Source organism: Mesorhizobium sp. M0047 (assembly GCF_040323315.1).
Classification (GTDB): domain Bacteria; phylum Pseudomonadota; class Alphaproteobacteria; order Rhizobiales; family Rhizobiaceae; genus Mesorhizobium.
The window spans coordinates 1-539 of sequence record NZ_JAMYUW010000120.1; the positions used below are offsets into that span (position 1 = coordinate 1).

The 539-nt window shown below is 67.7% G+C and carries 1 protein-coding gene; it reads left to right on the forward strand.

Features of this window, described 5'->3' with window-relative positions; genetic code table 11:
• Positions 1-42 precede the first annotated feature (42 nt).
• Positions 43-539 (forward strand): DUF5801 repeats-in-toxin domain-containing protein (locus tag NKJ89_RS35660; RefSeq protein ID WP_352609087.1); only part of this gene is annotated, 497 nt, incomplete at its 3' end.

Genomic DNA, 539 nt, shown 5'->3' on the forward strand with positions numbered 1-539 from the left:
GACGACGGGCCGACGGCAGCGATCGGTTTGGGGACCGGATCGGTGACGCACGACGAGTCGTCGGGTGCGCAGTCCGCCAACGGCGCGACCGACTCGGCAACGCCGATCGCGGCGCTGACCCCAAACTTCGGCGGCGGCGTCAGCAACGCGAGCACGGATTACCAGACCGACGACCCGAGCGGGAGCATCTACGCTACGAGCGCGACCGCAGTCGTCCAGTCCAACGGCAGCTCGTTCGGTGCCGACGAGGAAGGGGCGGCGTCGAAGGCGTATTCGCTATCGGTCGCCCCTAATGGGGTGGATTCCGGGCTGACGACAACGGACGGCACGAAGATCTTCCTGTTCAAGGAGGGCGATGTTGTCGTCGGGCGGATCGGCGCCACCGCTGCCACCGCGGCGAGCGGTCTGGCGGCATTCGCGGTGGCGATCGACTCGAGCGGTTTTGTCAGCACGGCGCAGTACGCCTCGCTGCATCACGACTCCGCCAATAACCCCGACAACAGCGAGGCGGTGTCGATCACCAGCGCCGCGCTGCAGGC